A 25,170-nucleotide genomic window follows, 5' to 3' on the forward strand; every position below is an offset into this window, starting at 1 on the left:
ACGACAGCCCCCGGAGTCCGGCTCAGTAGCCGCGGTACTGCTGGCTGTTGTACGGGTCCTGATAGGGCGCCGGGGCCGGCCGGGGAGCCGCGGGGCGCATCGCCTCGTAGCCCGCGGGGGCCGCCGGACGCGGCTGCTGCGGCTGGGGACCGGGGTAGCCGCGCGGAGCGGTGGCCTGCTGCGGGATGTACGCCGCGGGCGCCTGCTGCAGCGGGGCGGGCTGCTGCGTCTGCGGATAGCCGTAGGCGGACTGGGAGGGGGCTGCCGGAAGGGCGGGCAGCGCCGACGGGAGGGCGGGAAGGTTGCCGCCCGGCATGTCGTACTGGGCGGGGACCCGGATCGGGGCGATCTGCGGGGTACCCCGCTCGGCGACGAGCCTGTCGTAGATCGGGGTGTCCGGGAAGGAGGCGGAGTAGTAGCCGCCGCCATAGGTGGAGCGGGGGGAGGTCATGCCACATAAGTTAAGCCAACTATGTGCTCGTTGGGGAGACCGATAAGAGGGTTGTTTTCCGTGTCCGCAGTGACCAGGGATCCCCAATGCGAGCGAACTCGCCAAAAAGGGGCGGCGAACGAGGCCTTGATCGTGTAAAGGCCGAGTTCCGGGCGGGTTACCGACGGTCGGCCGCCGGTCACCGTGGCGGCCGCGCGGGGGACTTCGCCGTGGCGAGCAATTAGGTTGTGCGCACGAAACTCGACGGACGGCCGGGACGGGCCTGGCGCGGCGACACGCAATGGGGGCGGACATGCAAATGCTGAAAGGTTCAAATACTCCGGTGCCGACCGCCGCGTTGCGGGTGGAATTGGGATGGCGGACCGGAGCGGGCGTGCCCGACACCGACGCCTCCGCTTTGCTGCTGGTGAGCGGCAAGGTCCGCTCCGACGCGGACTTCGTCTTCTACAACCAGCCCGCGCACTCCTCCGGCGCGATCCGGCACGAGGGCAAGCGCACCACCGACGGCCGGGTGACCGACATGCTCCTCGTCGACCTCGCGCGCGTCGAACCCGCCATCGAGACCGTCGTCCTCGCCGCATCGGCCGACGGCGGCACCTTCGGGCAGATTCCCGACCTGTACATCGAGGTCCAGGACGCCGCCCAGGGCACGCCGGTGGCCCGTTTCGACAACCCGGGCGCCACCACCGAAACCGCTTTCGTGCTGGGCGAGTTCTACCGTCGCCAGGGCGCCTGGAAGTTCCGCGCCGTGGGCCAGGGCTACAGCAGCGGCCTCGAAGGGCTGGCCACGGACTACGGCATCACGGTGGACGAACCGCAGCAGGCGGCACCTGCCCCCGCCACGGCGCCGCCCGCAGCCGCGTACTCGCCCCCGCCCCTGCCGCAGCCCGCCGCTCCGCCCCCGCCCGCCGCGCCGCCCACGCCCGTCCGCCTCACCAAGGTGACGCTCACCAAGGCGGCCCCGTCCGTCTCCCTCGCCAAACAGGGCGGCACCTCCGGAGCGCTGCACGTCAACCTCAACTGGGAGGTGCGCAAACAGTTCTCGGGGTGGAGCAGCAAGGTCGGGCGCCCGACCGCGATGCACTCCGACCTCGACCTCGACCTGTGCGCGCTGTACGAACTCACCGACGGCAGCAAGGGCGTCGTCCAGGCCCTCGGTAACAGCTTCGGAGTCCTGCACCGGCCGCCGTACATCCACCTCGACGGTGACGACCGCACCGGCGCCGTGTCGAGCGGTGAGAACCTCACCGTCAACCTCGACCACAAGAACGCCTTCCGGCGCATCCTCGTCTTCGTCACCATCTACGAAGGCGCCCGTTCCTTCGCCGATCTGCACGCCTCGGTCACGCTCCGGCCGCAGCACGGGGCACCGATCGAGTTCTCCCTCGACGAGTGCACGGTTCCCTCGCTCGTGTGCGCGCTCGCCCTGATCACCAACACCGGAGGCGACCTGGTCGTCCAGCGTGAGGCGCGCTACCTCGTACCCGAGCGCGGGGTGAGTCCGCAGCGGACCGTCGACCACGCCTACGGCTGGGGCATGAACTGGACCCCTGGCCGAAAATGACCCCTGCGGCGGCCGTCAGCCCTCGTCGGGCAGGGCGTCCGGGCGCGCGTAGGTGCGGCCCTTCCAGGCCGCACCCCGCCCCCGGTAGTGCTGCACCGCCGAGTCGACGGTCATGAGGAGATAGAGGAACGCCGTGAACGGCAGCAGCGGAGCGAGCCACAGCGGCTGCCGGTAGTAGCGGAGCATCGGGACGTACGTCCCCGTCATGACGAGCCACGCGAGACCGCCGACGACGGCTGCCGACGTGCTGCCGGCGGCGAGGCCGGTCAGGACCGATACGGGCGGGACCAGATACACCAGCGCCAGTCCGGCGACCGTCCCGGCGAGCAGCAGGGGGCTGTGCCGCAGCTGGGCGTACGCGCTGCGCGAGACCATGCGCCACAGGTCGTGCAGGCGCGGATACGGCCGCACGCTGTCCACCCGCTCGGCGAGCCCGAGCCAGACGCGGCCACCGCCACGCTTGACGGCCCGGGCGAGCGCCACGTCGTCGATCACGGCGTGCCGGATCGCGTCCGGGATCCGGCACCGCTCCGCGGTCTCCGCCCGCAGCAGCACACAGCCCCCGGCCGCGGCCGCCGTCCGACCCGCCACGGCGATCCGGCGGAAGGGGTAGAGCTGCGCGAAGAAGTAGACGAACGCCGGCACGACGAACCGTTCCCACACACTGTCCACCCGCAGCCGGGCCATCTGGGAGACGACGTCGTATCCACCGGAACGGGCCGCCGCCACCAGCTCCCGCAGACTGTCCGGAGCGTGCGCGATGTCGGCGTCCGTCAGGAGGAGGTACTCGGGATCACGCGCGCGTGCCAGCCCGATGCCGTGGCGCACCGCCCACAGCTTGCCGGTCCAGCCCGCCGGAGGCTCGCCCGGCGACCCCACCGTCAGCGGCAGCCCGCCGTGCCGGCCTGCCAGCTCACGCGCCAGATCACCGGTTCCGTCCGAGCTGCCGTCGTCGACGAGGAAGACCTCCGCCCGTCCCGGATAGTCCTGCAGGAGCAGCGAGGGCAGCGCGGCGGGCAGCACGGCCGCCTCGTCGCGGGCGGGGACGACGACGCACACGGACGGCCACACGTCCGGCTCCGTGCGCGTCGGCAGTCGCACATCGGTGCGCCAGAAGAAGCCCTGACAGAGCAGCAGCCACACCCAGGCGAGGAGTGATCCAGCGGCGGTCCACACAACGGCGCTCACGGGCGCAGTCTGCCCCACCGACGCTGCCCCGGACGGCTCATCGTCTATCGTGATCGGGTGAAGATCGCGCTCATGGATTCCGGAATCGGTCTGCTGGCGGCCACCGCCGCGGTACGACGGCTGCGCCCCGACGCCGATCTCGTGCTCTCCCTGGACCCCGACGGCATGCCGTGGGGCCCGCGCACCGTCGAGGACCTGACCGAGCGCGCCCTGGCCGTCGCCGAAGCCGCTGCAGCGCGCCGCCCCGAGGCCCTGATCGTCGGCTGCAACACCGCGACCGTGCACGCGCTGACCGCCCTGCGCGCCCGCTTCGAACCGGAGCTTCCGGTCATCGGCACCGTCCCCGCGATCAAACCGGCCGCGGCGGGCGGCGGCCACCTCGCCATCTGGGCCACGCCGGCCACCACGGGCAGCCCCTACCAGCAGAACCTGATCAAGGACTTCGCCGGTGGCGTGCCCGTCACCGAGGTGCCCTGCTGGGGCCTCGCCGAGGCCGTGGAACACGCGGACGAGGCGGCCATCGACGCGGCGGTGTCCGCGGCCGCCGCCCTCACCCCGGACGAGGTGACCACCGTCGTCCTCGGCTGCACCCACTACGAACTGGTCGCCGAGCGCATCCGGGCCGCCGTCCAGCGACCCGGCCGCCAGCCCCTCGTGCTGCACGGCTCCGCCGGAGCCGTGGCCGCCCAGGCCCTGCGCCGTGTCGGCCTGCAGCCCGCGCCGGGAGCCACCCCGCACGGCACGCTCACCGTGCTGCTCAGCGGACGCGAGGGCACGCTGCCCGCCCCCGCCCTGGCCTACGCCGAAGGGCGTCTGCTGCAGGCGGTCACACCCGCCCGCTGACCGGAGAACCGGTCACCGAAGGTCACCGGCCACCCGGCTCGGCGCGACGGCCGCCCGGCGCAGTCACGCTCCGCCACGAGGTACCAGCGGAGCGAAATCTGAGTACCCTCAAGGCATGAGGGACCACCGCCACGGCGAGAACGCCCCCCACGCGCACACGGACGTCTGGACCGGCCGTGCCACGAACCGCGTGCAGTGGCTGCTGGCGCTCGTGGGCGCCGCCTGCATGGCACTCGGCATCGAGCTGGCCGTCGACTCGGCCTGGACCTCCGGCATCGCCCCACTGGTGATGGCCGTCGTCGGATGCATCGCCGCCGGGCTGCTGGTCCTCTTCGGAACGCTCGCCTTCGTGCACGTCGCCCTGCGGGTCGACGAAGAGCACCTCGAGGTGCGCTGCGGCCACATCGGCGTGCCCCGCCGCCGTATCCCGCTCTCCAGCGTGGCCGGCGCCACGTACATCTCCCATGTCACCCCCCGCCACTGGGGCGGCTGGGGTTACCGGTGGCTGCCGGAGAAGGGCACCGCGGTGGTCGTACGACGCGGCGAGGGTGTCGAGCTCGAACTGTGGGACGGGCACACCTTCACGATCACCGTGGACGACGCGGAGGCCGCCGTACGGGTGATCGAGGCGCGGCTGCGGCCCACCAAGCCGGGCGCTCCCACACACTGACCGCACACTGAACCTCGGGGCCTCGTCACCGGCTGTGATCACCGGTACTGATCACGGACTGTGATCACCGGACTGCGGTCACAGGACTGGGGTCACCGGACGGTGACACCCATGGCGCCGGACGCCGTGTGCCCCCCCCGGTCACCACGCCGGGGTGCGTCCCGCTCCGCGCGCCTGGCTTCGCGCGGTACGGCCCGACGATTCGTCGGCGAGGGGACGCGCCGTGGCCATGCCCGCCAGCAGGCCCGCTCCGACGGACACCGCCGTGAAGCTCAGCGCGTTGCCGATGGCGGCGATCAAGGCGAGTGCCGTCAACGCCGTGCCGGCGGTGAGCGCCACCGGAGTCGGGCGCGGACCGCGCCACAGGGCGTAGAGGACCCAGCCGAACACGGCCGCGAGGAGGGCCACCCCGACGATCCCCTGTTCCGCCGCCTGCTGCAGGGGCGCCGAGTGGGGCTTGTCGTCGGACAACAGGGACTGGGCGGACGTCGTGCTCAGCTCCCCGAAGCGGCCCGGGCCGGCCCCCAGCAGCGTGTCGTCGCCCAGCAGATGCCATGCGTCCTGCCACAGCCGTACGCGATGCGGCGTCAGACGCCCCTCCAGAGCCGCCACGAAGCCGACCGGTACGGCCCGTGCGGCAACCGCCCAGACCAGACCGGTGACCAGGGCGGCGACCGTGGCCAGCACGGCCGTACCGGCGCCACGGTGACGGGTGCGGCCGGCGGCGAGCGAGCAGAGCAGCACCGCGAGGCAGGTCGCGAAGCCGCTGGTGGAACCGAGCACGGCCGCCAGCACCGCGGTCCCGGCCGCCAGCAGACGCAGGGCGAACCGAACGGCCGGTACCGGCGTGGCCCAGGCCGCGCAGCACGCGGCACCGGCCGACAGGGTCAGTACGGCGGCGGTGGCCCCCGCATGCCCGAGCGGTGCGGCGATCTGCGGACCGGGCGCGAGGTGCGGAACGGCCACCGTCAGCGCGATGCCGGCCAGTGCCCCGGCGAAGGGCGCGCCGACGGGCAGCAACGCCCCACTGATCCGTCCGGCGGCGTACCCGGCGGCCACGGCCAGCACCGCCAGGAGAACCCCCTCGGGCCTGCCGTCGTGCACGGCCGCCGTGATCAGTGACCAGGCGGCGCAGGCGCCCAGCACCACGACACCGGCCGCGTCGGAAACGATTCGTCTCTCGCCGTCCGCGTCCGACCCGGACGCGGACGTCAACCCGCTGGAACCCACCCCGCCCGCCCCCCGGCGCACCGTCGCCCCCGACTTGTGAAGACCCCCGCCGTCACAAGCCGCCACGGGCCCTACGACTGAGGCTGGGCACACCGTAACGGCTGGTGGACGGTTTGAGGATGTGTCGTGACGAAATGAACAGCGAGTTAGCGGTGCACACCGCGCTGTCGGCTCCCAGGTCACGCGCCTTACACTCCGGGAGTGACCGTCACCGCAACCTCCGTCGGCGAGTCGGACCAGCTGGAGCCGCGGACCGCGCCCGGGGCGCGGACGTGGGCCCGGCGGCTCGTCCGTCTCGCTCCGGCCGCCGCAGCCGCGCTCTCCGGCCTGCTCCTCTACGTCTCCTTCCCGCCCCGCACGCTGTGGTGGCTGGCGCTGCCGGCGTTCGCCGTCCTCGGCTGGGTGCTGCGGGGCCGCGGCTGGAAGGCGGCACTCGGGCTCGGCTACCTCTTCGGCCTCGGCTTCCTGCTGCCGCTGCTGGTGTGGACCGGAGTGGAGGTGGGGCCGGGGCCCTGGCTCGCCCTGGTGGCGATCGAGGCCCTGTTCGTCGCCGCGGTCGGCGCGGGCGTCGCGGCCGTGTCCAAGCTCCCCGGCCGGCCGGTGTGGGCGGCCGCCGTGTGGATCGCCGGCGAGGCAGCACGCGCGCGTGCGCCCTTCAACGGCTTCCCCTGGGGCAAGGTCGCCTTCGGGCAGGCGGACGGAGTGTTCCTGCCGCTCGCCGCGGTGGGCGGCACCCCCGTGCTCGGCTTCGCGGTCGTCCTGTGCGGCTTCGGGCTGTACGAGGTCGTCCGGCTGGCCGTGCGATGGCGGCGGACGGGTGAGGTACGGCGGGCCGCGGCGGCCATGGGCCTGCTGAGCCTGGCCGTCCCGGTCGTGGGCGCCGTCGCGGCCCGGCCGCTCGTGAGCGACACGGCCGAGGACGGCACCGCCACCGTCGCGGTGATCCAGGGCAACGTGCCCCGCGCCGGCCTCGACTTCAATTCCCAGCGCCGGGCCGTACTCGACTACCACGTGCGCGAGACCGAACGCCTGGCCGCCGAGGTCAAGGCCGGGAAGGTCGCGCGGCCCGACTTCGTGCTCTGGCCGGAGAACTCCTCCGACATCGACCCCTTCGCCAACCCCGACGCCCGTGCCGTCATCGACGCCGCCGCGAAGTCCGTCGGCGTGCCCATCTCGGTGGGCGGCGTCGTCGAGCGGGACGGCAAGCTGTACAACGAGCAGATCCTGTGGGACCCGGCGAAGGGCCCCATCGACACCTACGACAAGCGCCAGATCCAGCCCTTCGGCGAGTACCTCCCGCTGCGCTCGCTCATCGGCGCGATCAACAAGAACTGGACGGCGATGGTCCGCCAGGACTTCAGCCGGGGCACCGAGCCGGGCGTGTTCACCATGGACGGCGCCAAGGTCGGCCTCGTCACCTGCTACGAAGCAGCCTTCGACTGGACCGTGCGCTCCGAGGTCACCGACGGCGCTCAGATGATCTCCGTGCCCAGCAACAACGCCACCTTCGACCGCAGCGAGATGACCTACCAGCAGCTCGCCATGTCCCGGGTCCGCGCGGTCGAGCACAGCCGCACCGTGACGGTACCCGTGACCAGCGGTGTCAGCGCGATCATCATGCCGGACGGCAGGATCACGCAGAAGACCGGCATGTTCGTGGCCGACTCCCTGGTGCAGAAGGTGCCGCTGCGCTCCTCGCAGACCCCGGCCACGCGGCTCGGCATCCTGCCGGAGATCGCCCTCGTCCTGGTCGCGGCCGGCGGCCTCGGCTGGGCCGTCGGCGCCGGGCTGCGCGGGCGACGCGCCGGGGACGTGTGACCGTACGCCCGTCGCACGCCGTTTGAATCGCGCCGGGGCGCCGTGAGCGGCCCGTTAGGGTCGATGGCATGGCTACTCCCGACTTCATCCGCACACTCCGTGCCTCGGCCGGTCAACAGCTGCTCTGGCTCCCCGGAGTCACCGCCCTCGTCTTCGACGACGGGGGCAGGGTGCTGCTCAACCGCCGTGCCGACACCCGCAAGTGGTCCGTGCTCGCCGGCATCCCCGACCCGGGGGAAGAGCCCGCCGCCTGCGCTGTGCGCGAGGTCTACGAGGAGACGGCCGTACGCTGCGTCGCCGAACGGGTCGTCGTGGTCGAGGCCCTGGAGCCCGTCACCTATGAGAACGGTGACACCTGCCAGTTCATGGACATCACCTTCCGCTGCCGGGCCGTCGGCGGCGAGGCGCGGGTGAACGACGACGAGTCGCTGGACGTCGCCTGGTTCGACGTCGACGCCCTGCCCGACCTCGACCAGTTCAGCCTGCACCGGATCAAGCAGGCCCTGTCGGACGCCCCCACATGGTTCAACCCCACCGCCTCCCGCTGAACTATGGGGCCTGACCACATGGGATGGGGCGTGGGCGCTGCCTAGGGTCGACCCATGACCGCGCCCCGTGCCCTTCTGGCTCCCCACGCCTCCCCGCTCGACCTGGGCGGCCGCACCGCGCTCGTCACCGGCGCCGCCGGCGGCATCGGCCGTGCCTGCGCGCTGCGGCTCGCGGCCGCCGGAGCCAAGGTGAGAGCCGTCGACCGGGACGCGGCGGGCCTGGAGGCCCTGGCCGGCCAGGGCCACGGCCTCGCGGGCACGGTGGAGCCGCACGTCCTCGACCTCACCGACCTGGACGCCGCCGAACTCGCCGCCGCGGGCACCGACATCCTCGTCAACAACGCCGGGATCCAACTGGTGCGCCCCATCGAGGAGTTCCCGCCCGAGGTCTTCCACACGGTGCTCACCGTGATGCTTGAGGCACCCTTCCGGCTCATCCGCGGGGCCCTGCCCCACATGTACGGGCAGGGGTGGGGCCGCGTGGTGAACGTGTCCTCCGTGCACGGGCTGCGCGCCTCGGCCTACAAGTCCGCCTACGTGGCGGCCAAACACGGGCTGGAGGGACTGTCCAAGACCACCGCCCTCGAAGGAGCGCCCCACGGTGTCACCTCGAACTGTGTGAACCCCGCCTATGTGCGCACCCCCCTGGTCGAGAAGCAGCTCGCCGACCAGGCGCAGGCGCACGGCATCCCCGAGGAACGCGTCCTGTCCGAGGTGCTGCTGCAGGACAGCGCCGTCAAACGGCTCATCGAGCCGGAGGAGGTCGCCGAGGCGGTGGCGTATCTGTGCAGCCCGCAGGCATCGTTCGTGACCGGTACCTCGCTCGTGCTCGACGGCGGCTGGACCGCCCATTGAGCGGCCGGTCCCGTCCGCCCGGGGGAGTTGTCCACAGGGCTGACGGGGCGGCCCGAACATGGTGAATCCTGTGAGCATGTCCAGCGATCACGTGCAGTCCGCCGAAATGCCGTTCCTCGAGCTCCTGGCCCGGGGCGCGTCGGCCGACGCCTATGAGCAGCCGGAGCTGCTCGCGCGTGCCGAAGGGCGCCCGGCGGAGTGGATCGCCGCGCTCCGGCAGGCCAAGCCGCTCGCCCTGCGCGTACGCGCAGAGCTGGAGGGACGACGCCGGCGCGAGGCCGAGCTGTCCGCGCTGTTCGAGACCGCCCACGACCTCGCCGGTCTGCGCGACCTCGATGCCGTGCTCCAGGCGATCGTGCAGCGCGCCCGCTCGCTGCTCGGCACAGACGTCGCCTACCTCAGCCTGAACGACACGGAGCGCGGCGACACCTACATGCGGGTCACCGAGGGCTCGGTCGCGGCCCGGTTCCAGCAGCTGCGGCTCGGCATGGGGGAGGGGCTCGGCGGCCTGGTCGCACAGACGGCGCGCCCCTATGTCACCGACGACTACTTCAAGGACGACCGTTTCCAGCACACCCACACCATCGACACGGGCGTGCGGGACGAAGGGCTGGTGGCCATTCTCGGCGTGCCCTTGACGCTCGGGCACCACGTCATCGGCGTGCTGTTCGCCGCGGACCGCCGCGCCCGGGTCTTCGAGCGGGAGCAGATCGCCCTGCTCGGCTCCTTCGCCGCCCTCGCCGCGGCCGCCATCGACACCGCCAACCTGCTCGCCGAGACCAGGTCGGCTCTCGCCGGCCTGGAGCGTGCGAACGAGATCATCCAGGACCGCAGCGGTGTCATCGAGCGCGCCTCCGACGTGCACGACCGGCTCGCCGAACTCGTCCTGCGCGGCGGCGGGGTGCACGACGTGGCCGCCGCGGTCTCCGAGATCCTCGACGGCACGGTCGAGTTCGCCGAGGCCGCCGCCGCACCCGCCGGTGCCCTGGAGAAGTCCGGCGCACAGGGACACGCGGTGCTGCACAAGGGCGACTGGGTCGCCGCCGTCGCCGCCGGCGGCGAAGTGCTCGGCGCCCTGGTGCTGCGCGGGCACCCGGGGCTCGACCCCGTCGACCAGCGCACCCTGGAGCGTGCCGCCATGGTCACGTCCCTGCTGCTCCTGGCCCGCAGATCCGCCGCCGAGGCCGAACAGCGCGTGCGCGGTGAGCTGCTGGACGACCTGCTCGACGCCCGCGACCGCGACCCGCGCCTGCTGCGGGAACGCGCGGCGCGGCTCCACGCAGACCTCGACGCCCTCCACGTGGTCCTGGCCGCGCGACTGGAAGGCGACGCGACCGACGCCGACCAGGAGGCCGACGCCCGCAGACGGCTGGCAGCGGCGGCGTCCCACCTGGCCGCCACCGGGCACGGCCTGGCCGCCGCACGCGACGGCGGCACCGTCCTGCTGCTGCCCCTCGGTCCCGGTGACACGGGCACCGATCTGGCCCGCCGCGCCGCCCGGCATCTGGGCACGGCGGTCCACGCACCGGTCACCGTCGGCGCCTCCGCACCCGCCGAGGACCTCGCGGCCCGCCCCGAGACCGTGGCCACGGCCTACGCGGAGGCCCGCCGCTGCCTCGAAGCCCTGCGCGTCCTCGGTCGTGCCGGGGACGGGGCCGCCGCCGAGGACTTCGGCTTCCTGGGACTGCTCCTGGCCGGCGACCGCGACATCCCGGGCTTCGTCGACCGCACCATCGGCCAGGTCGTCGCCTACGACCGGCGACGTGGCACGGAACTGCTGCGCACCCTCGACGCGTACTTCACCTGCGGCATGAGCCCCGCCCGTACCAAGGACGAACTGCACGTTCATGTGAACACCGTCGCCCAGCGTCTGGAGCGCGTCGGCCGTCTCCTCGGCGACGACTGGCAGAGCCCGGCCCGGGCCCTGGAGATCCAGCTCGCGCTGCGCCTGCACCTCTTGTCGGCGCCGGCACCGCACTGACCCCCGTACGCGGGACGTACGGGGGCCGAAGGCCGCGGGTTCTCGGTCAGGCGGTGCGGGCGTCCTCCGTGGCGGCGTCCCTCAGGTCCGCTCCTCGGTCGGAGGGAAGCACGGCGTCGGCGTCGGCCAGGTCCCGGTGCCGGGTCTCCTCGGCCGCCGCCACCGCGATGACCGTGAGTACCGCGGCGGCGATGACGTACAGGGCGATCGGTGTGGAGCTGCCGTAGTCGGACAGCAGCGCGGTGGCGATGAGCGGGGCGGGCGCACCCGCCGCGACCGAGGCGAACTGAGCGCCGATCGAGGCACCGGAGTAGCGCATCCGCGTCGCGAACATCTCGGAGAAGAACGCGGCCTGAGGCGCGTACATCGCCCCGTGCAGGACCAGCCCGACGGTGACGGCGAGGATCAGGCTGCCGAAACCGCCGGTGTCGATCAGCGAGAAGAACGGGAACATCCACAGCCCGACACCGACCGCACCCATGAGATACACGGGCCGGCGGCCGATCCGGTCGGAGAGCGCGCCCCACGCCGGGATGACCGCGAAGTGCACGGCCGAGGCGATCAGCACCGCGTTCAGCGCGGTCTGCTTGGAGACGCCGGCCGAGGTGGTGGCGTAGACGAGGATGAAGGCGGTGATGACGTAATAACTGATGTTCTCCGCCATGCGTGCCCCCATCGCGACCAGGACGTCACGCCAGTGGTGTCGCAGCACGGAGACGAGCGGCAGCTTCTCGGCGTCCGCCGCCGCGTCCGCCTTGCGGGCCTCGGCCTGCGCCAACGCCTCCTTGAAGACGGGCGATTCATCGACAGACAGACGAATCCACAAACCGACGATCACCAGCACCCCGGAGAACAGGAACGGCACCCGCCAGCCCCAACTGCCGAACGCGGCGTCCGACAACAGGGCCGTGAGCAGCGACAGCACACCGGTGGCGAGGAGTTGCCCCGCCGGCGCGCCGGTCTGCGGCCACGACGCCCAGAACCCGCGCCGCCGAGCGTCCCCGTGCTCCGACACCAGCAGTACGGCACCGCCCCACTCACCGCCGAGCGCGAATCCCTGGACCAGCCGGAGCACGGTGAGCAACACCGGCGCGGCCGTCCCGATGGAGGCGTGCGTCGGCAGCAGCCCGATCGCGAAGGTCGCGCCGCCCATCAGCAGCAGACTCAGCACCAGCAGCTTCTTGCGCCCGAGCCGGTCGCCGTAGTGCCCGAACACCAGCGCGCCCAGCGGCCGGGCGGCGAACCCGACCGCGTAGGTCAGGAACGACAGCAGTGTGCCGACGAGCGGGTCGGAGTCCGGGAAGAACAGCTTGTTGAACACGAGGGCCGCGGCGGAGCCGTAGAGGAAGAAGTCGTACCACTCGATGGTGGTGCCGATGAGGGACGCGGCGACGATGCGCTTGAGGCTGGCGGGGGGTGGGGGAGCGGTTGCTGCGGAGGCCATGGGCGCCACTTCCTCGTGTGCGGTGGGGACGGGTGGGTGTTCGCACACGGTAGGAATCCGCAGGTCAGTGGCACATGTGGTGGGACTACATAGTTCGGGGGCGGGCTGTGCGTGCTGCACCTATGTAGGGGTTCGTAGGCCATTTCGAGGGCTTGATCGGTGGCAGATCAGACAGTGTCTGGGGTGCGCGCTTCAGGGCGATTTGGCGATCGCGTGTTGACTCCTGTGCTGGTTCGGTGCTGACTGAAAGCGCACGTCATCACCCGTTGCCACCTCTCCCGTGCTGACTTGGCACTGACTACGCTGCGTTGAACTCATGGTGGCCGGTGTGGCCGGTGGATGGGCCGGCGTCCGCGAGCGATCACTGTCAGCGTGGTTGCGTGAGAGGGCATGGTTCGGCGAACTGTCCGTGAGCCTCGGAAGCCCGCTAACCGGCGCTGCGCTCTGGTGATCCGAGGCCTGCCACCTCGACAACGCACCCTTCGGCCCGCCGCCCCCGCACACCCACGCGCCGTACGGGCTGGGAGATGGCCACACTGCGACCCACTCGCCGCATGGCCCGTTCCATTTGTTCTGGAGCTGGATCGGGCGATCTCAAGAGGAGATCGTACAGGCGCGTCGGGGCTGGATGGAAGGCTCCCGATTCGGCGAGGTGAAGGCGTACGACGGGGCTCCAGTGCCCGCACCGGAGCTGCTGGCGGTGCCGTTGAAACCGCGAGGAAGGGTGCGCTGAACTGCGGGAAGCGTCGGCGTGGGTGACAGCCAGGCGGAAGGCGGTGGGGTGATTCTCACTGTCTTTCACCCGCCGGCCTGAAGGTGTCCGAACAGGGCCGACTCAGTCCGGTGCGCTTGGCGATTCCAAAGTGTGGCTGTCTATGAGCGGCTGTGGCAGGACTCTTGCTGACCTGATGCTGACTTTGCTGACGTCTCGTCAGGCTGGGGTGGGGGCTCTTTCCCCAGCTTCGGCGCTGCATTGACGTTTACAGGTCCGGCGAGTGTCCGGACCTGTCGCCGTTCCGTGAACCGTGGTTCTGGATCACTTTCCGTGCCAGAGCCACGGAGGGTCACCACAACCGCGATCACGAACGGCCGTGGGTGATGTGTTCCTCCAGGACCTGTGGTTCCACCGGGTCGAAGGCGTTGTGCTCGAAAATGTAGTGGTCGACGGCGAGTTGGTGATCGTGCCAGCCCGCGCGTCGGCGGAGCGGGCTGTGTGTCCTGCTTGCTCGACGACGTCGGGCCGAGTGCGCAGCCGATACGTACGCCGCCTCGCCGACACCGCGGTCGGCGGGCGTCACGTGGTGATCGAGTTACAGGTCCGGCGGTTCCGCTGCCGCGACCGCGACGGCCGGCAGGCCACGTTCGCCGAGCAGGTCGAGGGGCTGACTGCCGGCATGGGAGACGAAGCGCCGGGCTGCAGACGGTGCTGCAACAGGTGGCCGTGATGCTGGCGGGCCGGGCCGGCGCCCGCTTGGCGGACACGCTCGCGGTCCGGGCGAGCAGGTCGACGCTCCTGCGGGTGATCGCCGCCTGCCGGATCCGCAAGTGCACACACCACGGGTGCTCGGAGTGGACGAGTTCGCCCTGCGCAAGGGACACAATTAACGGCACGATCCTGGTGGACATCCACACGCGCCGTCAGGTTGACCTGTTGCCCGACCGGGCCACGGCAACGGTTGCCGCCTGGCTCACCGACCACCCCGGCGTCGAGGTGATATGCCGTGACCGGTCGACCGCTTACGCCGAGGCCGGACGGCTCGGCGCCCCGGAGGCGATCCACGTCGCGGACCGGTGGCACATCTGGAAAAAACCTGGTGGAAGCCGTCGAGAAGACGGTCATCCAGCACCGCGCCCTGTTGCGCGAGCCGGAGGAAACTCCCCCGGTCCGCGCTGAGCTCCTCGAGAACCCGGCCCGTATGCCGCGTCCCCTGGATGAACCACGACAGTCAGGTCGTCTGTCCGACCGGGTGCGGGAGCAGCACGCGGCCGTCCATGCCCTGGTGGATGAGGGGCTCGGGTTGCGGTCGGTCGCCCGCCAGCTGGGCCTGGCCCGCCACACCGTCCGCCGACTCGCGAATGCGGCCACCGCGGACGAGCTCCTGGTCGGACGGTGGACCGGCAGGACCAGCATCCTCGATCCCTGCAGGCCCTACATGCATCAGCGGTGGGCGGAGGGCTGCACCGTCGCCCGCCGCCTGTTCGAGGAAGTTCGCGAGCGCGGCTATCCCGGTGGCGAGAGCGTCGTGAAGAAGTACGTGCAGCGGCTCCGCGAAGCCTTCCCGCACGACGATCCGCCCCGCAAAGCGCCGTCCGTGCGGGACGTGACCACGTTTCCGCGGATCGGATGCCTTGTTTACTTGCTGAAAAGCTGTCCGGGGCGAATCCGGTTCGAATCCGGGCTGTAGGTCTCGTCGTTTCCGTTTGCGATGTATGCGTCATATCGGGCATTCCGGGTGTCGAATGTGGTCCAGTGCCGTTTTGGAGGAGACATCTCGGACTCTGATGCGCTCGGAAGTACATGTGCGGGGTGTCCTCTTGTCGGCCCTCTGTAGTGGGCCCGCTCCTTCGGCGACCTGCGCCACGCGGGCGTGGAGGGCACCGGCTCCCACGGTGCGGCCCGGTGCCGGTACCTGCTCGCCCAGAACGTTCAAGTGATCGAGGTGAACCGACCGGACCGCGCCGCCCGTCGTCGGTCGGGCGGAGCGACGAGGTGCTGCGAACGGCCGACCAGGTCGGCGTAGTGGTTGTCCCGGTGGACCACCGGCCGGCACCGCCGTTCCTGGCCGGACAGGCAAACTCCCCTCGTCGGCGCCCGACACCCGTCGAAGACTGCAGCAGGTCGGCGCCGTGGAGGGCGGCGGGACCTGCCGACATGAATCCTCACGGCACCCCTTGACGTCGAGAGTGTTAGCGCTAACACTCATCCTCGCATCGCTGAAACACAGCCGCGCAGCCGCGCCGCGAGCCCCACCTCAGGCGGTCTGTTCTTCCCAAACTCTGGCCGTTGCTCTAGCCGCATCGGACGAGTCGCCCGACGGAGCAAAATGTGACCGATAACATGTCTGTCGCCGTGTCTTCCCCCTTGGTGGACCGCGGCCACCGCCCACCGGCTGTGCCTCCGGGAGCGCCGGCAGTTGAACGCCATCGAAGGCGGAGCCGCATCCGCGCCACGGTCGAGGCGTACGTCCTGCTCGCGCCGAGCCTCGCCGGGCTCGCGCTCTTCCTGGTGGCGCCGATCGTCGGCGTCGTCGTCATCAGCTTCTTCGACTGGAACCTGATGGGCGCCCCGCACTTCGTGGGACTGGCGAACTACCGCGAGATGATGGGCGACAGCGAGGTGTGGCGCGCGATGCGCAACACCACCTACTACGTGGTGCTGAACATTCCCGCGCAGACCGTGCTGGCACTGCTGCTCGCCCTTGCGATGAACCGCAAGCTGCGCGGCGGCAAGGCGTTCCGGGTGCTGTTCGTCCTGCCGTGGATGGCCATGCCGGTGGCCCTCGGCATCGTCTGGAGCTGGGCGTTCGACCCGCAGCACGGCGTGGTCAATCAGTTCCTCGCCCTGTTCGGCGTGGACGGCCCGGCCTGGCTGTCGTCCACCACCTGGGCCATGCCGGTGCTGGCTTCGGTCAACATCTGGCAATACACCGGCTACACCATGCTGTTCCTTCTGGCGGGCCTGCAGGCGATCCCGGAGTCACTCTACGAGGCGGCCGACATGGACGGGGCAGGGCCCGTGCTCCGCTTCTTCCGGATCACGCTGCCCCTGCTCCGGCCCTCGATGTTTTTTGTCCTGGTCACCAACACCATCGGGTCGTTCCAGATGTTCGATACCGTCTACGTGATGACCCAGGGCGGGCCGGGCGGGTCGACGGACACGATGAACTACCACATCTACCAGCAGGCCTTCCAGCTGTTCCGCACCGGCTACGCCTCGGCGCTGGCGATGCTGCTGTTCGCCGTGATCCTGCTGGTGACGGCCGTCCAGGTCCTGTACTTCCGCAAGCGCACCGTCTACGACTTCAGCTGAGGACGGCCACGATCATGTCTTCCCTCTCGACCGCCGTCCGCAGAACGACGCTGTACGGAATCCTGGCCGCCGGCGCGCTGCTGTCGATCGCCCCGTACCTGCTGACACTGAACGGTGCGCTCAAGCGGCCCTCGGATCTCCTGTCCACCGACGCCTGGGCCCCCGCGCATCCCGCCACGTCCGCCAACTTCACCGCCGTATGGAACCAGTACGGGATGTCCTCCTTCCTGTTGCACACGCTGGCCGTGGCCGTCCTCGTCACCGTCGGACAGATGGTGTTCAGCGCGCTGGCGGCGTACGCGCTCGCCCGGATGGAGTTCCCAGGGCGCGACTGGATCTTCTGGGGATACCTCGCCACGATGATGGTGCCTCAGATGATCACGCTCGTGCCGCTGTTCCTGATGATGCGTGAGCTGAACATGGTCGACACGTACGCGGGTCTGATCCTGCCCACCTTCCTCGGCACCCCGTACGGCGTCTTCCTGGTGCGCCAGCACTTCCGCACCATTCCCAAGGACCTGGAGGCCGCCGCCCGAATCGACGGGGCGAGCACCTGGAGCATCCTGGTGCGGATCATGCTGCCGCTGAGCCGTCCAGTCCTCGCGACACTTGCGATCATCACGTTCGTCAACACTTGGAACAACCTGATCTGGCCGCTCATCATCACCAACAGCGACCGGACCCGGGTGGTCACCGTAGGCATCTCCGCCCTCCAGGGAGAGCACGTCTCCGACCTGCCGCACATCGTGCTGGCCGGGGCGGCCCTCGCCCTGCTTCCCCTGATCGCCGTGTTCCTGCTGTTCCAGCGGCACATCGTCCGCTCCATCGCGCTGACCGGCCTCAAGTAGGCCGTCCGCCGCCGGACCGAGCGGCCCACGTCCCCGGGGACGTCACCGCACAACGGCCTCCTCACCCCACCCCCCGACAGCACCTGGCACCGCCCGCACCGAAAGGACGCCCAACCATGTCCGCAACCTCCAGAAGAGTCCTGGCAGCCACCGCCACCAGCGCACTCCTGCTCTGCCTCACCACCGCCTGCGGCTCGTCCGGCTCGGAAACATCCTCCTCCGGAGGCACCGTAACCCTGCGGTACGCCATCTGGGACGCGGTTCAGCAGCCGGCGCTGCAGAAGTCGATCGACGTGTTCGAGCAGCAGCACCCGAAGATCAAGGTCAAGATCGAGCTGAACGCCTGGGCGCAGTACTGGAGCAAGCTGCAGACCCAGATGGCCGGCCGCACCGCGCCCGACGTCTTCTGGGACCACGTGGCGTACTTCCCTCAGTTCGCCCAGCAGAACGTCCTCACCGACCTCACCCCGTACATCAAGGCCGACAAGCTGGACACGTCGATCTACGACCCCAAGCTCCTGGCGGGTTGGCAGCAGGACGGAAAGCAGTACGGCCTGCCGAAGGACTGGGACACCATCGCCCAGGTCTACAACAAGACCATGCTCGAGAAGGCCGGGCTGACGCAGAGCGAGCTGGGCGGCCTGTCCTGGAACACCACCGACGGCGGCACCTTCGTCAAGGCGCTCCAGAAGCTGACCGTCGACGCCAACGGTAAGCATCCGAACGAGAAGGGCTTCGACAGCAAGCAGGTCAAGCAGTACGGTCTCGCACTCGGGTCGTCCAACGGCCAGACGGACTGGTGGGACGCGGCGGCCCAGAACGGCTGCAAGCTCCAGGACAAGGCGTGGGGGAAGTGGACGATCGACCAGCCGTCGTGCGTGGAAGCCATCCAGTTCGTCCGGGACCTGCGGCTGAAGTACCACGTGGCGGTGCCGGCCTCCGTCACGAACACCCCGAACGGGGCGTCCCTGCCGCAGGTCATGGCCCGCAAGCAGGCGGCCGTGGTGTGGGACGGCAGCTGGGACCTCAACGCCTACCAGAGCTCGATGAAGGGCAATTTCGGCATCGCCGAGCTGCCCGGTGGCCCGGTCGGGAAGGGCACGGTGTACAACGGGCTCAGCAACGCCCTGTACGCGGGCGGCAAGCACCCCAAGGAGGCGTGGGAACTGGTGAAGTGGCTCGGGTCGGAGGAGTCCCAGAAGATCATCGTTTCCGAGGGATCGGTGTGGCCGGGCATTCCCACGCTCAACAAGGACTACGTGGCCGTGTGGAAGCAGCGGGGCGTGGACGTCAGCGGCTTCTCCAAGGAAGCCGAGGGCACCACCATCGGATATCCGCTGACCACGTCCTCGGCGACGTACAGCGTCAAGGTGCAGGACGCCTTCAACCAGGTGTGGCTGGGTCAGCAGTCCCCCAAGGCGGCGGCCGACTCCGTCAACGAGGCATCCAACGCCGCGATCAAGTAGGCAGTCGCCGGCAGGAGCCTCGACCGACATTCACCAGGAGCCCACGGACATGCAGAATCCCACCCCGGCGCGCCGCGACGAGGAGCCGCCCGAGAACGGCGCCGACCGGCAGCGGTCCGTCAGTATCTTCGACGTCGCCAAGGCGGCCGGGGTCTCGCACCAGACGGTCTCCCGTGTGGTCAACGCCAGGCCGAGAGTGGCGAAGGCCACCCGGGCGCGCGTGCTGGAGGTCATCGACGAGCTGGGCTACAAACCCAACAGGCTCGCCCGGGCGCTGGCCGGGGGAGTGGTGCGCTCGGTGACGGTGCTCACCTCGGACACCACCCTGTACGGCGCCTCCCTCGCACTACGGGGCATAGAGGAGGCGGCCCGGGCAGCGGACTTCGCGGTGTCGGTCAGTGTCCTGGACGAGGACTCCCCATTGACGCCGGACGACATTGCCGGCCGGCTGGCCCGCCCCGGGGAACCCGTACTGGTGATCGCCTTCAACGCGGCCGGTGAGCGGGCCTGGCAGGCGTTGCCCTCAGAGTTCCCCGCGGCAGCCGTGGTGGAGCGGCCGCGGGAGGCCGGGCAGACCGGCAGGCCCGAAGCCTGGCTCGACGACCGGGCGGCTGCGGCCCAGGCCACCCGGTACCTGCTGGGCCTCGGACACAGGACCGTCCGCTACATGACGATCCCGTCCTCCACGACGCGGGTCGGGCAGCGCGCCGAGGGCTGGCGGGACGCGCTCGCCGGCGCCGGTCATCCCGCCCCTGAGCCGCTGGAAGGCGGTTGGAGCCCGCGATCCGGGTATCTGGCCGCCCGTGCCATGGTTGCCGACCCGCAGGTCACCGCCGTGCTCTGCGGCAACGACGATCTCGCACTCGGTGTGCTGCGGGCGGCCAGGGAGGCGGGCCGGGACGTGCCCGGCGACCTGAGCGTCATGGGCTTCGACGACGCACCGTACGCGGCGTACACCCACCCCACCCTGACCTCGGTACGGCTGGACTTCGAAGGGCTCGGGCGCGGTGCCTTCGGGATGCTGCACCGGCTGCTCGACCCGGACGAGGCCCCGGCGCCACCCCTATGGGCCGAACCTGACCTGATCGTGCGCGAGAGCACGGGCCCGGCGCCGCACCGCCCCGCCTGACCGTTCTCGCCCTGCTGCCCCGGCCCAGGCGCCGGACACCTTCGTAGCGCTCCGTCCGCGGGGGATGTGAGCGATAACATCCCGTCCTCTCGATCCGTCCTCCCGCAGTGCCGCGGGAGGGGAAAGCCAGGTCCTTATGTCCCTCGACACGCGCACCCCGGGCGCTGCGCCGCCCGGGCGCAGGAGAGCAGCCCTCACCAGCTCGCTGCTTGCCGTAGCCGCCCTCGTCGGCACCGCGCTCGCGGTGCCACAGACGGCAGCGGCCGCCACCCAGACGTTCACCGTCGACCTCGGCACGACCACCGGCTCCGTCCTGCGCGGCTCGAACGGCGCGCTCTACGGGCAGAGCGACGACGGTGTTCCCAGCGACAACCTGCTGGCGCCGCTGAAGCTCACGACCGGATCGCAGAAGCCCCCGAACGGTGCCCAGCACCCCAACGGGGACATCCTGGACGTGGCCCCGTCGTTCTTCCGCAACGGCGGCGGCACGATGTACACCAACATCCAGGACGAGTACTCGGCCTGGCCGTACCAGAACCTCGGCATCGACGACTACCTCACCAAGGTCGACGCCGCGGTCAACGCGATCAAGGGGACCTCGTACGCGGACAAGGTGGTCTTCGTCCCGTTCAACGAGCCCGACGGCATCTGGTACACCGGCATCAAGAGCGGCGACGCCACCACCTACCAGAACGCCCTGAACAAGTTCGACTCCGACTGGAGCACCGTCTACGACCGGATCCGGAGCATCATTCCCGGCGCCAAGATAGGCGGGCCCAACACCGCGGGCTTCAACAGCAAGTTCTTCGGCGACTTCCTGACCTACGCCAAGGCCAAGAACCAGCTGCCGGACGTGTTCACCTGGCACGAGCTCGGCCCCGGCTCCCTCTCCGCCTACCGCGGCCACTACACGACGTACCGCTCCCTGGAGAGCGCCCGCGGCATCAGCTCCATCCCGATCAACATCGACGAGTACGCCAACCGGCGCGACCTCTCGGTGCCCGGGCAGATGGTGCAATGGGCCACGATGTTCGAGGACACCAAGGTCTACGGCCAGCAGCCCTACTGGGACGCGGCCGGCAACATGGACGGCAACACGGCCCTCACCAACAGCCCCAACGGCACCTGGTGGTTCTGGCACTGGTACGCCGGGATGACCGGGCAGACCGTCAAGGCGACCCCGCCGCAGGCCAACGTCCAGGACACCCTCCAGGGCATGGCCTCGCTGGACACCACCCGCAAGCAGGCCCAGGTGATCCTCGGCGGGTCGGCCACCGACACCAGCGTGGTGATCAACAACATCCCGAGCGCCACCTTCGGCAGCAAGGTCGAGGTCACCGTCCAGGCCCTGGACTGGTCCGGATACGACGGCGTGTCCGCGCCGCCGCAGACCATCTCCCGCACCGCCTTCACCCCCGCCGGCGGGTCCATCACCGTCCCGCTGACCGGCCTGAACGCCATGTCGGCCTACCGCATCACGGTCACCCCGAACGGCGGCGGCGCCGCCGCCACGCCCACCGTGCCGGTGAACTCCTCGTACGAGGCCGAGAACGCCACCATCACCGGCGGCACGATCAGCAGCCAGGGCACGGGCGCCAACTACAACACCGCGCAGCTCTACGCCGCCTCCGGCACCAAGGACGTCACCGCCCTCAACACGACGAGCAGCAAGGTCGACTTCGCGGTGAGTGTCCCGTCGTCCGGCACATACAACTTGCGCATCTTCTACGGCAACGGGACAGGCACCCCGGCCCAGCAGGCGCTGCGGATCGATGGCGCCAACCCGAAGTTCGTCACCTATCCGTCCACCCTGAACTCCGAGTACCGCGCCAACGTCACCGTCCCGGTGACCCTGAGCGCCGGCAGCCACACCGTCTCCCTCGCCAAGTCCGACGCCACTCTGGGCACCGCCGTGGGTGACGTGACCCTCGACAAGATCGACCTGACGGCCGCGCCGAGCACCCCGGAGACGCTGTACGAGGCCACCTTCGCCGACACCAGCGGCACCCCGAGCTGGTCGTACGCCGACGTGGGCGAGGCCGGGACCGGCGCCGTCGTCCTGGGCTCCGGTGACAGCACCACGTTCGACGCCTACGCGCCCACCGACGGCTACTACACCGTGAAGGCCGACTACGCCTCCACGGGAGGAACGGCCGCCCTGGCCCTGAACGGCACCACCGTCGCCACCCTGGCCAACTCCAACGGCGCCGCGACCACCGCGAGCAACCGCCTCTACCTCGTGGCCGGCATCAACCGGATCAAGGCCACCCCGAACAGCGGCGCCACCGTCACCCTCAAGGACATTAAGGTGGCCGGCTCGGGTGACACCAGCGGCGTCACCAAGATCGAAGCCGAGAGCGGCACCCTGGCCGGAGCGGCCAAGGTCCAGTCGAACGTGTGGACCTCCGGCGGCAAGGACGTCGGCTACGTCGGAAACGGCAGCGCCAACACGCTGACCTTCGGCAACATCAGCGCCCCGGCCGCCGGCCGCTACGCCTTGGTGATCCACTACGCCAACAACGACCGGTCGGGCACCGGCAGCTACAACACCAACGTCAAGTCCCGCACCGCTCAGCTGACGGTGAACGGCGGCACCCCCGCCACGGCGACCTTCCGCAACACCTACGGCTGGAGCGACTTCTGGTCGCTGGGCACAACGATCAGCCTCAACGCCGGAACCAACACCCTGAAGATCTCCAACTCCGCCTCCTACGCACCCGACATCGACTACATCGAGGTCGCCCCCGTGAACGGCTGACCGTCCCACCCCCAGGGGCCGCCGCCGAGTCCGGCGGCGGCCCCGTCCCCCTGCAATGCCGGCGCACGTTCTCGCCGCCCGATCGTCACCCGCCCGAAAGGCCGCCATGCCGAACATCGCCCACGACCCCGAGCGCCGGCTGTGGGTCCTGTCCGGACCCGGCTCCAGCTACGTGCTCCACCTCGACGACGCCGACCGCCTGCGCGGCCTGCACTGGGGGCCCCGCCTCACGCTCGAACAGGCCGCCTCACTGCTCCGCTACCCGGAGCCCGGCCACCGGTCGTTCGAGGACCCTGCCGACGGCACCCTCGACCTCGACACCGCGGGAGCCATGCGCTACGCCCACGCGGGCGTCCAGGTCCGCTTCCCGGACGGCGTGCGCGACCTGGAACCGCACCCGGCGGGCGAGGAGGTGCTGCACCACGAGGACGGCACGGAACTGGTACTGCGGTTCGCCGACCGGCACTACCCGCTCACCATCGAAACCCACTACCGCCTGCGCACCGGCACCGACGTCATCGAACGCCACCTGGTCCTACGCCACACCGGGACCGGGACCGAGACCGCCGACCCGATCACCATCCTCCGCGCCGACTCCGCCACCTGGGTCCTGCCCAGACTGGGCGAGTACCGACTCAGCCAGGTGCGGGGACAATGGTGCGCCGAAACGCAGCTGAACCGGACCCCGCTGCCCTACGCGGAGACCGTCCTCACCAGCCGTCGCGGCACCACCGGGCACCAGAGCAACCCGTGGGCCATGATCGACGACGGGGGAGCCGACGAGGTTCACGGTGCCGTCTGGTCGTGCGCCCTTGCCTGGAGCGGCAGCTGGCGGCTGACCGCCCAGAGAATGCCCACCGAACGTGTCACCCTGTCCGCGGGCTTCGGCCACGACCCGGTCACCTGGGAGCTTTCGCCGGGCGAGGAACTTGCCACCCCGGTCTGCGCGGGCGCGTACACCGAGGGGGGCTTCGGCGCGGCGTCCCGTCTGTGGCACCGGCACGTCCTGAACCATGTGCTGCCGCACCCGGAAGAGATACGACCGGTGCTCTACAACTCCTGGGAGGCCACCGAGTTCGACATCGACGTCACCGGGCAGATCGCGCTGGCCGAGAAGGCCGCGGCGCTCGGTGCCGAACTCTTCGTCATGGACGACGGCTGGTTCGGCGCCCGCACCCACGACGCCGCCGGACTCGGCGACTGGACGCCCAACTCCAGCCGTTTCCCTGACGGCCTGAGTCCCTTGACCGACCGGGTTCACGAGCTGGGCATGCAGTTCGGCCTGTGGGTCGAACCCGAGATGGTCAATCCCGACAGCGACCTGTACCGCGCGCACCCCGACTGGGTGCTCCACCACCCGCATCGCCGCCGCACCGAGCACCGCAACCAACTGGTGCTCAACCTCGCCCGCCCCGACGTGGCCGCCTGGCTGCACGGCCGGTTCGACGAACTGCTGTCGAAGAACGCCATCGACTTCCTCAAATGGGACATGAACCGCCCCTTCTCCGAAGCCGGATGGCCCGACGCGGACGGTGACCCCGACCGATTGTGGATCGACCACGTACGCCACCTCTACGCACTGCTCGACCGGCTGCGCGCCGACCACCCGGGGCTGCGCATAGAGACGTGCAGCAGCGGCGGAGGCCGACTGGACCTCGGCATCCTCGCCCGTACCGACCAGGTGTGGACCTCCGACAACACCGACGCACTGGATCGCATCGAGATCCAGCACGGCTTCTCCCAGCTCTACCCGGCGCGGGTCATGGGCGCCTGGGTCACCGACAGCCCCAACCCCTACACACGGCGCAGCGTGCCCCTCGACTTCCGTTTCCACGCCGCCATGAACGGAGTGCTGGGCATAGGCGGCGACCTCAACCAGTGGGGCGAGGCGGAACTGGCTCGCGCCACCGAACTCGTCGCCGCCTACAAACGTGTAAGGCATCTGGTGCAGCTGGGCGAGCAGCACCGGCTGCGGCCCCCCGGGGACGGGGAACTCAGCGCGGTGCAGTATCTCGCCCCCGACGGTCGGGAAGCCGCAGTGATCGCCCTGCGACGGTCACAGCGCTACGGACATCGCTCCTCGGTCCTGCCCCTGCGCGGACTCGACCCTGCGGCACGCTACCGCGACACGGCCACCGGCACTGTGCACCACGGCGCCGTCCTGCTCAGCCATGGCCTGCTCCTGGACCTTGCCGCGGACGACTACGCGTCCACACTCGTCCACCTCCTACGTGAGCCTGCCTGACGATGGTGGCTCATCGAGGCCGTGGATCACCCAGGAGAGCGAGGCTCTGGCCCTGCCGCTGAGTGCCGGCGGCAGGCTTCGTGAGGAACCGCCGGGAGGTCA

The 25,170-nt window shown here is 70.4% G+C and carries 20 protein-coding genes and 1 pseudogene; 17 read left to right on the forward strand and 4 right to left on the reverse strand.

Annotated features, from left to right (window positions below):
- Positions 1–22 precede the first annotated feature (22 nt).
- Positions 23–451 carry a DUF6643 family protein gene (locus FDO69_RS32565; RefSeq protein WP_104785363.1) on the reverse strand — a complete coding sequence of 143 codons (429 nt, stop codon included), beginning with the start codon at positions 449–451 and terminating at the stop codon, positions 23–25.
- A gap of 298 nt (positions 452–749) precedes the next feature.
- On the opposite strand from FDO69_RS32565, the gene FDO69_RS32570 reads away from it, so the two are divergent.
- Positions 750–2,015, forward strand: a complete 1,266-nt coding sequence (locus FDO69_RS32570; protein WP_104785366.1) for a TerD family protein — start codon at positions 750–752, stop codon at positions 2,013–2,015.
- 15 nt (positions 2,016–2,030) lie between these two features.
- Here the strand turns inward: FDO69_RS32570 and FDO69_RS32575 are convergent, their stop codons facing one another.
- Complete coding sequence (locus tag FDO69_RS32575; RefSeq protein ID WP_104785368.1) at positions 2,031–3,221, reverse strand: glycosyltransferase; 1,191 nt, start codon at positions 3,219–3,221, stop codon at positions 2,031–2,033.
- 39 nt (positions 3,222–3,260) lie between these two features.
- Between FDO69_RS32575 and FDO69_RS32580 the strand changes: the two genes are divergently transcribed.
- Both FDO69_RS32580 and FDO69_RS32585 read left to right on the forward strand, forming a co-directional pair.
- Positions 3,261–4,046 carry a glutamate racemase gene (locus FDO69_RS32580; RefSeq protein ID WP_167526724.1) on the forward strand — a complete coding sequence of 262 codons (786 nt, stop codon included), beginning with the start codon at positions 3,261–3,263 and terminating at the stop codon, positions 4,044–4,046.
- A 115-nt stretch (positions 4,047–4,161) separates the two neighbouring features.
- Positions 4,162–4,716: a hypothetical protein gene (locus FDO69_RS32585; RefSeq protein ID WP_104785371.1), complete on the forward strand. Its 555-nt coding sequence runs from the start codon at positions 4,162–4,164 to the stop codon at positions 4,714–4,716.
- 141 nt (positions 4,717–4,857) lie between these two features.
- On the opposite strand, the gene FDO69_RS32590 is transcribed toward FDO69_RS32585, so the two are convergent.
- Positions 4,858–5,931, reverse strand: coding sequence for an O-antigen ligase family protein (locus FDO69_RS32590; RefSeq protein ID WP_170320974.1), 1,074 nt, complete (start codon positions 5,929–5,931; stop codon positions 4,858–4,860).
- 216 nt (positions 5,932–6,147) lie between these two features.
- Here FDO69_RS32590 and lnt point away from each other — a divergent pair, with 216 nt between their 5' ends.
- The 4 genes from lnt (at position 6,148) to FDO69_RS32610 (ending at position 11,148) form a co-directional block, all read left to right on the forward strand.
- The gene (lnt, locus tag FDO69_RS32595) at positions 6,148–7,764 is read left to right on the forward strand and encodes an apolipoprotein N-acyltransferase (RefSeq protein WP_104785373.1); all 1,617 of its coding nucleotides are present in this window, start codon (positions 6,148–6,150) and stop codon (positions 7,762–7,764) included.
- Between the two features lie 68 nt (positions 7,765–7,832).
- Positions 7,833–8,312: an NUDIX hydrolase gene (locus tag FDO69_RS32600; RefSeq protein ID WP_104785376.1), complete on the forward strand. Its 480-nt coding sequence runs from the start codon at positions 7,833–7,835 to the stop codon at positions 8,310–8,312.
- A gap of 54 nt (positions 8,313–8,366) precedes the next feature.
- Positions 8,367–9,167: a 3-hydroxybutyrate dehydrogenase gene (locus tag FDO69_RS32605; protein ID WP_104785379.1), complete on the forward strand. Its 801-nt coding sequence runs from the start codon at positions 8,367–8,369 to the stop codon at positions 9,165–9,167.
- Positions 9,168–9,243: 76 nt separating this feature from the next.
- A complete protein-coding gene (locus tag FDO69_RS32610; protein ID WP_104785382.1) occupies positions 9,244–11,148 on the forward strand; it encodes a helix-turn-helix domain-containing protein in 1,905 nt (634 codons plus the stop codon).
- A gap of 46 nt (positions 11,149–11,194) precedes the next feature.
- On the opposite strand, the gene FDO69_RS32615 is transcribed toward FDO69_RS32610, so the two are convergent.
- On the reverse strand, positions 11,195–12,592 hold the full coding sequence (locus FDO69_RS32615) for an MFS transporter (protein WP_104785385.1): 1,398 nt from the start codon (positions 12,590–12,592) through the stop codon (positions 11,195–11,197).
- Between the two features lie 568 nt (positions 12,593–13,160).
- On the opposite strand from FDO69_RS32615, the pseudogene FDO69_RS41645 reads away from it, so the two are divergent.
- From FDO69_RS41645 to FDO69_RS32665, 10 genes and pseudogenes are all read left to right on the forward strand, one after another.
- A pseudogene (locus FDO69_RS41645) lies at positions 13,161–13,325 on the forward strand (pirin family protein); the annotation flags it as partial.
- A gap of 358 nt (positions 13,326–13,683) precedes the next feature.
- Positions 13,684–14,037, forward strand: a complete 354-nt coding sequence (locus tag FDO69_RS32625; RefSeq protein WP_159030672.1) for a transposase family protein — start codon at positions 13,684–13,686, stop codon at positions 14,035–14,037.
- Complete coding sequence (locus FDO69_RS43140; protein WP_420878561.1) at positions 14,037–14,486, forward strand: transposase; 450 nt, start codon at positions 14,037–14,039, stop codon at positions 14,484–14,486. Before FDO69_RS32625 ends, FDO69_RS43140 begins: the two co-directional genes overlap by 1 nt.
- Positions 14,407–14,997, forward strand: a complete 591-nt coding sequence (locus FDO69_RS32635) for a transposase (protein WP_138430234.1) — start codon at positions 14,407–14,409, stop codon at positions 14,995–14,997. The genes FDO69_RS43140 and FDO69_RS32635 overlap by 80 nt, the downstream gene beginning before the upstream one ends.
- A gap of 665 nt (positions 14,998–15,662) precedes the next feature.
- On the forward strand, positions 15,663–16,622 hold the full coding sequence (locus FDO69_RS32640) for a carbohydrate ABC transporter permease (RefSeq protein WP_234388192.1): 960 nt from the start codon (positions 15,663–15,665) through the stop codon (positions 16,620–16,622).
- A gap of 14 nt (positions 16,623–16,636) precedes the next feature.
- Complete coding sequence (locus tag FDO69_RS32645; RefSeq protein WP_104785400.1) at positions 16,637–17,470, forward strand: carbohydrate ABC transporter permease; 834 nt, start codon at positions 16,637–16,639, stop codon at positions 17,468–17,470.
- Positions 17,471–17,586: 116 nt separating this feature from the next.
- Complete coding sequence (locus FDO69_RS32650) at positions 17,587–18,936, forward strand: ABC transporter substrate-binding protein (RefSeq protein WP_104785403.1); 1,350 nt, start codon at positions 17,587–17,589, stop codon at positions 18,934–18,936.
- 49 nt (positions 18,937–18,985) lie between these two features.
- Positions 18,986–20,065 (forward strand): LacI family DNA-binding transcriptional regulator, encoded by a 1,080-nt coding sequence (locus FDO69_RS32655; RefSeq protein WP_104785406.1) that lies wholly within the window; start codon positions 18,986–18,988, stop codon positions 20,063–20,065.
- Positions 20,066–20,201: 136 nt separating this feature from the next.
- A complete protein-coding gene (locus FDO69_RS32660; RefSeq protein WP_104785409.1) occupies positions 20,202–22,823 on the forward strand; it encodes a carbohydrate-binding protein in 2,622 nt (873 codons plus the stop codon).
- A gap of 106 nt (positions 22,824–22,929) precedes the next feature.
- Positions 22,930–25,068 carry an alpha-galactosidase gene (locus FDO69_RS32665; protein ID WP_104785412.1) on the forward strand — a complete coding sequence of 713 codons (2,139 nt, stop codon included), beginning with the start codon at positions 22,930–22,932 and terminating at the stop codon, positions 25,066–25,068.
- Positions 25,069–25,170: the final 102 nt, after the last annotated feature.

Source organism: Streptomyces tibetensis (assembly GCF_007655005.1).
Taxonomy (GTDB): Bacteria; Actinomycetota; Actinomycetes; order Streptomycetales; family Streptomycetaceae; genus Streptomyces; species Streptomyces tibetensis.